Raw genomic sequence first — 10670 nt, 5'->3', positions numbered from 1 at the left:
ATTTATATATAGTGTCTTTTCATAGCATATGGTTCCTAATGAAGTAATCAGTTCCTTTTTGTCTGTCCTTACAATGTTCCATTTAGCCTTTCTGTTTGGACTATTCTTTATTGCCTTATCATAGTTTTCCAGTGTTTCTGCTATGATGTTCAATCCAAGGTTTAATACAATGTCTTTTACATTTGATTCCAAACTGGCCAGGTCCTTTTGGCCTATGAAATTATCCTCAGCCTTTCTAAGATTTTTAATGCCTTCACTTTCAAACTGCTGTATACTGTTAAACATGAGAACGATCTCCTACCTAAAGTTTTGTTTAGTCGCAATAACTTTATCACTTATTCGAGATCGTTCTCTTTTCTATTTTCTTAAACCTACAAAAACTTTACGCTAGCTTTACGTTATACTAGCAGTTGAGAATGAATCAATAATTTGAGGTTACTATGGCATATATCGATTATTTAAAAGCGGATTATTCAGATAAGCCAAAAAGATTAAGAGAAGAATATATTAAGCGTGACAAAGAAAACTTAGCGCAGCTGATTCAAGAAAGAGTTGCAAGAGACATAGATAATATAATTGAACGATGGTACGAGATTGACGATGTTGGACTAATTACTGTACAAGAAAAATTCTTAGATCTTCTTGAAGAAGCTGAGCAACTATATTCGTTCGGTTATTACACAGGTGCTGTGGCTGTTTCCGGGATTGCCTCTGAAGAGTATGCAAAGTATTTGTTTCAGAAAAACATAGGCGGAGTAGATAATAATACTCAGGAAAAAAGAATTAATAGACTTGCTACGCAAAAAGTTATTGACGGAACTCTTAGGGATAAGTTTCATGATATTCGCAGATTACGTAATGAGTGTATGCATTACGACCAAAGCTTTAAGTCTCTTTCTGATGAGGATTTAAAGTTAAAAGCACAAAATATCTTGAGTCTTTATAAAGAAGTGCTTTCTTCAATAGCTGATAAACATATATCGAATGAGAAAGCCATTATTTCTGTAGAACATTATGATTCAGAGAGAGAATTCACATTGAAATATAGAAATATACTGATGAAAAATGGTGTGAATCTGCAATTACCGCCCGGGGTTAAAAATCAGGTCAAGCAATCATTATATCTAATTCTTGAGATTGATATTGAAACTGAAATGTTTAAGGAGATGACTTTGTTTGACATTTTAAACGGGGGATTATCAGTTGTGGATTTGACAATTCCTCAGACAGAAATGATTTCAGAAGCAGCAATTAAAGAGGGAAACATTATGGCTGCTACTCTGATTTCAGCTGTAAATGGAGCTGGTTTAACAGCTGATTGGAATTTGATATGTATAGATGAGGTATGTCGTTGTAATTTGGGAGTTGATGATTTGGCAAAGTTGGTTTAGCCTAAAATTTGATTTTGAATAGTGGGAATATAGAAAATATGATTAACAAATGTGGATCAGATAATACAGTAGCGCTAATGTTTGACAAAATCTTTGGTTATTGCCAGTGTCCAAATGATGAAATAACTACAGATCTTGTATTTCAATTGAGTGAGTATTCTAATGAATTGTGTATAGAGCATGATAAAAATTTTTTAAGGCTATGTTTTTATCAGTCGGCCTTAGAACTATACGTACAAAATTTGATTCAAAAGGGAATAAAAACCGATGAAGAGAAAGTATTGGAAGGATATTATGTCAAATATAAGCAGGTATGGTCAAAAGGAAGCAAAAAACTAGCAGCTTTTCTAAAGAAAGATGCTTGCAATATAAGGTGTGAACTATTAAAAGATTTGATACTTATTAGAGATATTCAGATACAAGAGCCACGCATTGGAGCATTAAATGTGTTTTTCTTATATCTAATACAAATGATGGATATGCCTGTTTGTACTAAGCATTCTTCTTGCCTTGAATTTGCTTTCAATTTTAACTTGATAGCAGGCATTTTTAACGGAGATATTGATATAAATGAAGCAAAGCTAAGGATTGAGAGATGGAAAATCGCATCACTGAATGATGATTTGATGAAAAAGTCTAGACATATGAGACCGCCTGTTTTTCATATTGAAGGCGAATTTGTGCCAGGTAAGAAGAAACTTATATATCTTGATACAAATGTCTTTATAGATATTGAAGAGAAACGATTTGACAATGGTGCAGAAAACTCATGTGATTGGCACCTAATTATGGAGAGTAAGAATTATTTTGATTATTACTATAGTCCAGCTCATCTTGAAGATATACAGAAAAGAAAAGGCGAGTTGTTCTCCAAGAGACGTTTTATTGATTTATTGAATGAAGTTACAGATCATATAGAGATTCATAGGGTCAATGGTGGAGTGAGATTTGATTATGAAGATGCTCACTATTGTAACAAACGAGTAGACAATTCCGATTCGCTGGAACTAACAAAAGTGCTGGAGGAAATAAGATTAAATAAGATTAAAGTAATAAATGATTTATATCCTGAATTTAGCAGCCAGTATCATAGAAATGAAATAAATAATAAAGATTTGTTCGGTGAAGATAGAAAATTACTTGAACAGGCGCTTAAATATGTAGGAGCTTCGTTTAATTTAGCTGATGTTAAGGATATTTATACGCCTCAAATACCTTATGATAAGATAAATGATATTGTATATTCGTTTATTCGTGCTTTTGATGTTCTTCATTACCAATCTGAGAGGAATAGAGATGGTGGAAAAATTAAAAGTGCTACACATGACACAGAACATATTATTTATGCAGCCTATTCTGATTATTTTGTGACTGGAGACATTAGATTATTTAGTAGAGCGCATGGGATATTAGGGTGGATAGCACCAAATGTTGGGATTCTGAAAGGAAAAGTTTTTAGCGACTGGATAGAAAAGCAAATTGGTTTAAATTCTGGTTTTAATAGCAGTTAATAATGACAGGTAAGGCACCATTGTGGACTAAATGATGATATGAATAATTATGAACTTATTTTTTCAAAAAATTGTGAAAAAGTGAAAAACGGAAAAATCGAAAGATTTGGTAAAAATGACGATATTATATGATAAAATGCTTGCTGATTATGAGTATGGCAAGAAGATAGCTTTAGGGGCTCAAGTTGCTATTAATTGGGAAGATTAGAAAACAGCATTTTTTGCAAAAGTATATCGGAAACATATCAATTTTCAGGGAAATGTCGAGATTTGGACGGATGGGAAGATTTTAATCCTAACTTCCAATAAGTTTTGAAACTCAATCGAATAAACGTGGCAAAAAGCCCGAAAAATCAGCGGATCTGTTGATTTTCTGGGCTTTTTTGGGATCTCCAAAGTTTAGTGGGGTTTCCCAAAGTTATTTAGGGTCAGACTTTAGGGTCTTGAAGTGGTAAGCTAAAAGTAGACACCAACCCAAATTTATTACACACCATTATTTAATTTTACTCAGGTGTATAATAAATGCATACATGGAGGTGTTCTATGAAATACACTCACGAAGAACGTATCGATATAGGACGAGATATTTATACCTCTGGCATGTCATGTGCTGATGCTATGGCTAAATATAATCTAAGCCATGGTAGCGTTGAACGTTATGTCTCGATGTATAAAGCAGAAAATGGTATAAAAGGTACTCGTTCTTTATCAAGCGAAAATCCAGCTCCCAAACAACCATCCAAGGCTCGTCAGGCGTCATCCGATTATGACATTGAAACTTATATGGCAATGTCAAAGGAAGAACTTATTGATGAACTTATTAGAGCCAAAGTCAATGAGGCTCGAGCAAAAAAAGGATACGAGGTGAAAGGGGATGGTGCAAGCAAGGAGTACAGTTCTTTAAGCAACAAGAATTTCAAGTAATCATGGAATTATCCGGACAGTTTTCAGTTCAGAGATTATGTCGGATAATGGGTGTTAATCGTTCGAGCTTCTATAAATGGAAGCATCGATTGGAGCACCCTTCAAAACGTATGCAATCTTTTGTTGCTGACCTTATCCTGTTTAAGGAGTATCACGCAAAATACCCATCACATGGATATCGTTGGTTAAATGCAAAAATAAGGCTAGATACCGGACTTGTTGTTTCTGACCAGTACGCTCATAAATGCTGTAAAACCGCGGGTATTGTAAGTATATCCAAGCACTACAGATACAAAAAACAGGGAGATCCTTTCAAGGTATATCCTAATCTGTTAATGACAGGCCTTAATGTTGATGGTCCACTACAGTGTATTGTGAGTGACATGACAGCTTTCTATCTTAAAGGCATTTATTATGAACTCACCTTATTTATGGATATATGGAACAATGAAATTTTAACTCATTCTCTGTCTGCTAAACATGGAGACAGAATGACATACATTGATGGGCTTAATAACCCCCGTGTGTTAGGTTAGATGTCAGTGAAGCCAAATAGTTTTTGTGCAACTAACGTCAGATTGCGAACAATCAAAAGGCTAAGAAACCTTGAAAATACTGGAAAAATCTGCATTTTCCGGATATAGGGTCGAGTAGACAGAGGGAGTAATCCCCCTGTCTACTCGACCCATTAAATTCAGGAAATGGCAAGAATATACCAGAACATGATCCGGCTTGGAACACTGGATAAAAAGAAACTGTTGGAAGCATCTACAAAGAGGAATCTCTAACATGATATATGGTTTATTGTAGAATCAAAATATATTACAGACAGTGCGTTTGAGCTTGTCTCTGCGCTTAAGAGGGAGAGTTGAAATATGTCGTATGAGGAAAAAATGTTTCATGACAGTAAAACATAGATTGTCAATACTTTTAGGCAATAGATAGATGAATAGTTTTATTTTGAAAGGCAACTAAAGTGTATTTTGAGAAGGCACCAAAGGATGATGTAACGTGAACTATAATAACAATAGGATGGTTATCTTTATAAGTACTGATAATAAATATGCTATACCTGCATATATCACTTTATATTCAATGCTGAAAAATTATAAAGGAAACCGTCATGTAAAAGTATATTTGCTTACTTCTGATGATTTGGGTAAGGATAGGGAATCTTTATTATTTCATTTATGTCAGCTATTTGAATTCGTGGACATTAACATCATTAATATGGGCGATAGTTATGATAATGTAACTATACATACTGAATTTATTACAACAGCTACGATGTATAGGTTGATGATTCCCAGGATTCTGATTGAAAACGGAGAGCAAGACATAAAAAAATGTATTTATCTGGACGCAGATACAGTGGTTGAAGGAAATATCGAAGATTTATTTGATGTAGATGTAGAAGGGTATTGCATCGCAGGGGTCAGGGAAAAAACGATAACCTGTAGTTGCGATAATGGTTTGAGAGAGCAGTTAGGTGTGCCTAGTCTAAAGGATTATATTAATGCTGGTGTGTTGATGCTGAATCTCGAAGAAATAAGAAGCAATGGAATGGATTCAAGGATGGAGGAGGCGGGATTGAAAAATGATTATCGATATAATGATCAGGATGTTATCAATTCTGTATGTTATGGAAGAATCAAACTGTTGCCGATCAAATATAATGTTATGACTTCACATCTTTCTAAAAAGGACCATGACACTATAGAGGAATATGGCCATGAAAATCTCGCAGAGGCTATGAAAAATCCCATAGTAGTACATTATACCGGGAGCAGAAAACCTTGGAGTTACTGGAGTGAAATTAAAGCAGATCTTTGGTGGAATTATTATGTAATGCAAGATATTGAAATAAAGCGGAAGTATCTTGATCCATTTATAAGGGAGGTTAAGCTGCCTATAGCCTTGTATATTAAGGAACTGGTAAGAGACTTAACTATTCGCTTAGGTATATATGAACCAGTGAGAGCTCTTAAACAAGCAATTTGTGATGGGCGAAAGTAGTCATGACATATTCACAACAAAGGAATTTTATGTTGAAAAAGCAAATAAAATACGTTCTAAAACCAATGTTAAAGAGTGCGAGGCGGATTCGCTCAGAAGTTAAAGGCATAAGGTATACTCTAGATATGCTTCTGTTTCCGGAACAAAATAATTTATTCTGTCCTTGTTGTAAAAAGAAATTTCGGGCATTTGCAGAGGGTGAATATATAAATATTCCGGATAAGGTTGATGTAAAAAGGTATATAAATGTCAGACAGGATTTGGTTTGTCCGTTTTGTGGTTCTATTCCACGACATAGAATTCTTGCTTCTTGGTTTGAAGAAAATAAAACAATGATAAAGCCATCCAATATTTTGTATTTTGCTCCTGAAAAGAGTATGCTGCTATGGATGGATCGAAACAAGATAGAGTATACAACTGCGGATTTATATGAATCGGCAGATTTAAAATTAGATTTACAAGATACTAAACTGCCGGACAACTCCATCGATTTAGTTATCTGTAACCATGTACTTGAGCATGTTGATGATTTTCGAAAAGCCATCAGGGAGGTGCATCGTATCCTTCGGTCAGGTGGATCTTTTATCTGCTCCTTTCCTATGGATCCACAGGTTGAATTAGTGGATGAAGATGTTACGGTTCAAACAAATGAAGAAAGGATAGAACGGTTTGGACAGTTTGATCACAAACGTGTTTTCGGAATGCAGGCAGATGAACTATTGAAAGAAGCAGGATTCAAAGTAGAGAAAATTTCAGGGGAATTTTACCCGGATGAAATTCTTCCGGTTGTTGGTCCGGCAAACTATGACATGAATATCCTGTTTCGGTGTGTGAAGTGATATGGAACGTACAGCAAATACAAGGCGAAATATCGTTTACGGATTCCTGCAGGTTCTAACCTCGTTGGTTTTACCATTCATAGTCAGAACAATCATCATATATCGGTTCGGAGTTGACTATCTGGGACTAAATAGTCTTTTCACATCTATCATTTCAGTGCTCTCTCTAATGGAACTTGGATTTGGTTCTGCGGTTGTCTATAGCATGTACAAACCGGTGGCAGAAGGGGATAATGAACTGGTTTGTGCGTATCTGGCTTATTTTAAAATCATCTACAGATTTATCGGTTTGTCTATCATGGGTGTCGGTCTGCTTTTGGTGCCATTCCTGAGCAGGCTGATTCGAGATCCTTCGTTGCCGGAAGGATTGAATTTATACTCAACTTATCTTATTTTCCTCGCTAATTCAGTTATAAGTTATCTGTTATTTGGGTATGTCACAGTGATTCCGACTGCATTTCAGCGGCAGGATGTGTTAAGCAGGATTCAAACGGTTATGACTGTTGCCAAATGTATAATTCAGTCTGCTGTGCTTCTGTGCAGCAAGAATTTTTACTTATACTTTTTTGCTATGCCGCTGGTGACTGTTATCCAAAATCTGTTGACAGCGTATATAGTCAGGGAAAGATATCCTGAGATTGAGTGTAGAGGGGAGATAAATGAAGAACAGAAAACTGATCTGAAAGAAAAAGTAAAAGGTCTACTTATAAACAGACTGACAAATGCATCCAGAAACAGTATAGACAGCATGTGCATCTCTGCATTCATTGGACTTGCAATGACGGGGATGTATAACAATTATCTTTTTATTATGACAGGGATTCTTTCCTGCACTGTAGTTATAATGACATCAATGACTCCGAGTGTGGGAAATAGTATAGTTACAGAGAGTAAAGAAAAAAACTACAACGATTTAAGACAATTCGATTTCATGTATATGGGCATAGTTACATGGGCAACAGTTTGTATGCTATGTTTATATCAACCGTTTATCATTACATGGATCGGGAATGGGATGGTACTTAGAATTGCTGTTGGCATGAGTTTATACTTTTTTGTTCTGAATTCAGGTTCCATAAACTGGGTCTATCTGTCCGCTGCAGGTCTATGGTATGAAACCCGATGGTGTATGATTGGAGAACTAGTTGGGAATATCGTCCTTAACGTCATTCTCTGCAAAGTTATGGGCATTTACGGCATCGTTTTAGCAACGATAGTTACTGTGTCTGCAACGAACCTCTTTTTCTATCCAAGAGTCGTATTCACAAAGTATTTTAAGAATGGGAAGCTAAAAGAATTCTGGCTGGATCATGCGGCTTATACTTTTGCTATGATCTTAACTGCGGGATTGAGTTGGATTCTATGTGCGATTGCATTACCGATAGGTATGTTGCGGAGTAAGTTGATAGGAAGCTGTCTCATATGCCTGATAGGCAGACTGATTATTGCTACACTTATGTTTGTTGCGGTGCTTTGGGTGGTCTGGCACAAATCTGAAAGATATCGAATCGCTATGGTTTGGATGAAAAAGTTGGTGAGGATATAAGGGAGTCGGAGAGTGTTGAGTGAGATTGGCCTATTTGTAAACTTCCGAGACTTTTGTGCAACTTGCGTCAGATTGTGAACAATCAAAACCCTAATAAGCCTTGAAAATACTGGAAAAAATCTGCATTTTCGAGTTGAGAATCTGCAGATTTTTTTTATACTATATATAGTCGTAAATACAACTATTAAAGTGAGGGAATCTTATGTATCTGGACTATACTGTTGAAATTCCGGAAGCCAAGGGAAAAATAACCTATCGTGAGAAGAACGGAGCAACTTATGTTTACTATGAGTATGACCGTGTTTATGATGCAAAAAAGAAATACACAACGGTGAAACGCAGGACCATAGGTAAAGTTGTTGAGGATGATCCTACAAGGATGAGGCCTAATGAGATTTTCAAAAAGTACTTCCCTGAAGTAGAGGCTCCGGAACAGCGCGAGGATGTATCAAGGAGTAGCTGCCTTCGTTCGGGTACTTTTATGGCTATCCGTGAAGTCATCAAAGAGTATGGGCTGGATAAGAAACTGGATGAAGTCTTTGATCCTAAACAGCGTGGACTTATCCTTGATTTTGCTGCTTATTCAATCGTGACAGAAGGCAATGCTGCACAGTACTACCCGGACTATGCGTACAACCATCCTCTTTTCACAGACCACATGCGGCAGTACAGCGATTCGACTATTTCAGATTTCTTCAGGGATCTTAGCGAAGATCAGAGAACCCGTTTTCTTGAATTATGGAATGAAGAACGGTCCAAACGCGATAAGATCTATATTTCCTATGATTCCACAAACAAGAACAGTGAAGCCGGAGACATTGATATGGTTGAGTATGGGAAAGCGAAAGTTGATACAGGGGAACCCATATTTAATTATGCCGTTGGTTACGACGTGAATAATCGTGAACCTCTGGTATATGAGCAGTATCCAGGAAGCATCAATGATGTATCTCAGCTCAAGTACATGGTTTCAAAGGTGAAGAGCTATGGCTACAGGGACATCGGATTTATACTTGATCGAGGATATTTTAGCCATGATAACCTGAAGTGCCTTGATGAAAACGGATATTACTTTATCATCATGGTCAAAGGTATCAAGGATGTGGTCCATGACATCATCAGAAAACATAAGGGCACTTTCGAAAGTGACTGGGGAAGCTATGTGACTGAATTCGGAGTATACGGGAAGACAGTACAGAGCTTTGTCTGTGCATCCGATAGTAAGAAGAGATATTTCCATCTGTTTTATAACTCGGGCAAGGCAGCCGGTGAGCGGAGCCGCTTTGAAGAAACCGTCCAGGGTATGCAGGCATGGCTTGATAAACAGAGAGACCAGGAATGTGAATTCAGCAATACATTCCACCACTATTTCTACATCCACTACAACGAAAATACATTTGTCTATGCAGAGCCAAAGCTTGATGTGATACGTGAAGAACTGGAGATGTGCGGATACTTTGCAATCATTTCCTCAGAGAAGATGGACTTCAAGAAAGCTATTGATCTGTACAAGAGTCGTGATGCTTCGGAAAAAGTGTTCCGTGCAGACAAGTCTTATCTTGGCAACAATACACTTTGTGTGGCATCTTCGGAAGCGGCTGCAAATAAGATATTTGTAGCATTCATTGCACTTATTATTAGATGTCGTTTATATACTGTACTTAACAAAGCAAAGGAAATGACGAAAAAACCTAATTATCTCACAGTCCCGGCAGCGATAAGGGAACTGGAAAAGATCGAGATGACAAGGCAGCTTGATGGAGAATACAGGCTGGATCATGCGGTGACGAAAACCCAGACGGAGATCCTGAGCGCATTCAACATTGAGGCGAGTCACGTAAAGTATAAAGTTGCGTATATAAATGATGCGTTGAAGGGAGCATAAGATGGCACGTACGGTCAACAAGGATGCATTGAACGATAAGATCACTAAACTTGAAAAAGCGATCAGCAAAAACCGGCAGCAATACGAAAAGATGACAGCTGAGATGAAGAGGCTGCTGGATATGAGAAAATCCATCCAGAGCGATGAACTTTTCAAGGCCTATGCCTCAAGCAAGAGGAGCTTTGAGGACATTATGCGCTACATCCAAAGTGATCCGGATAAGGATGGTTCAGATGGTCGGTGAAGAAAACAATAGCCGGAGGATTTCAAAGCCAGAACTAAAGGCAAGGATAAACGAGCTAGAGAAACGGCTGATGTTCATAGAAAAGTATCTCATGGAAAAAGGCCTCTATGACGAGGCCTTGGAGTATGTCGAGGAAGCGTTGGGAGTATACGAGGAGTTACCGTTTGAGTGGTGTTTTGAAGGAGTGTAGTCGTAAAATTTCTGGAAGTTAACATTTACAATAATAGTATGGCAACCAGAAACTATATGTAATTTTTGAAAAATCTAATACATTTTTATATTCCAAAATGATGCTTTACAATCATTATAGCTTT

11 protein-coding genes and 1 pseudogene are annotated in these 10670 nt (G+C 37.0%); 11 read left to right on the top strand and 1 reads right to left on the bottom strand.

Going from position 1 to position 10670, the window contains the following annotated elements; all coding sequences use genetic code 11:
• Positions 1-285, bottom strand: a 285-nt coding sequence (locus BM294_RS04830) for a UPF0236 family transposase-like protein (protein ID WP_175494510.1), incomplete at its 3' end; no start/stop codon positions are given.
• A 155-nt stretch (positions 286-440) separates the two neighbouring features.
• On the opposite strand from BM294_RS04830, the gene BM294_RS04825 reads away from it, so the two are divergent.
• The 11 genes and pseudogenes from BM294_RS04825 (at position 441) to BM294_RS04780 (ending at position 10546) form a co-directional block, all read left to right on the top strand.
• A complete protein-coding gene (locus BM294_RS04825; RefSeq protein ID WP_091205374.1) occupies positions 441-1391 on the top strand; it encodes a hypothetical protein in 951 nt (316 codons plus the stop codon).
• Positions 1392-1429: 38 nt separating this feature from the next.
• Positions 1430-2902, top strand: a complete 1473-nt coding sequence (locus tag BM294_RS04820) for a hypothetical protein (protein ID WP_091205373.1) — start codon at positions 1430-1432, stop codon at positions 2900-2902.
• 543 nt (positions 2903-3445) lie between these two features.
• Positions 3446-3826: a hypothetical protein gene (locus tag BM294_RS04815; protein WP_091205372.1), complete on the top strand. Its 381-nt coding sequence runs from the start codon at positions 3446-3448 to the stop codon at positions 3824-3826.
• A gap of 2 nt (positions 3827-3828) precedes the next feature.
• A pseudogene (locus BM294_RS16785) lies at positions 3829-3882 on the top strand (hypothetical protein); the annotation flags it as partial.
• Positions 3883-3936: 54 nt separating this feature from the next.
• Positions 3937-4362 carry a hypothetical protein gene (locus tag BM294_RS04810; protein ID WP_139225850.1) on the top strand — a complete coding sequence of 142 codons (426 nt, stop codon included), beginning with the start codon at positions 3937-3939 and terminating at the stop codon, positions 4360-4362.
• A gap of 475 nt (positions 4363-4837) precedes the next feature.
• The gene (locus tag BM294_RS04805; protein WP_091205371.1) at positions 4838-5842 is read left to right on the top strand and encodes a glycosyltransferase family 8 protein; all 1005 of its coding nucleotides are present in this window, start codon (positions 4838-4840) and stop codon (positions 5840-5842) included.
• A 29-nt stretch (positions 5843-5871) separates the two neighbouring features.
• A complete protein-coding gene (locus BM294_RS04800) occupies positions 5872-6681 on the top strand; it encodes a class I SAM-dependent methyltransferase (protein WP_175494508.1) in 810 nt (269 codons plus the stop codon).
• 1 nt (position 6682) lies between these two features.
• Positions 6683-8227 (top strand): lipopolysaccharide biosynthesis protein, encoded by a 1545-nt coding sequence (locus tag BM294_RS04795; RefSeq protein WP_091205369.1) that lies wholly within the window; start codon positions 6683-6685, stop codon positions 8225-8227.
• Between the two features lie 202 nt (positions 8228-8429).
• Positions 8430-10112, top strand: a complete 1683-nt coding sequence (locus BM294_RS04790) for an IS1634 family transposase (protein ID WP_091205368.1) — start codon at positions 8430-8432, stop codon at positions 10110-10112.
• Position 10113: 1 nt separating this feature from the next.
• Positions 10114-10356 (top strand): hypothetical protein, encoded by a 243-nt coding sequence (locus tag BM294_RS04785; protein WP_091205367.1) that lies wholly within the window; start codon positions 10114-10116, stop codon positions 10354-10356.
• Positions 10346-10546: a hypothetical protein gene (locus tag BM294_RS04780; RefSeq protein ID WP_091205366.1), complete on the top strand. Its 201-nt coding sequence runs from the start codon at positions 10346-10348 to the stop codon at positions 10544-10546. Before BM294_RS04785 ends, BM294_RS04780 begins: the two co-directional genes overlap by 11 nt.
• The last annotated feature ends 124 nt before the right edge of the window (positions 10547-10670 follow it).

It is taken from the genome of Oribacterium sp. WCC10 (genome assembly GCF_900113415.1).
Taxonomy (GTDB): domain Bacteria; phylum Bacillota; class Clostridia; order Lachnospirales; family Lachnospiraceae; genus Oribacterium.
This window is presented reverse-complemented; position numbering and strand designations above follow the sequence as displayed.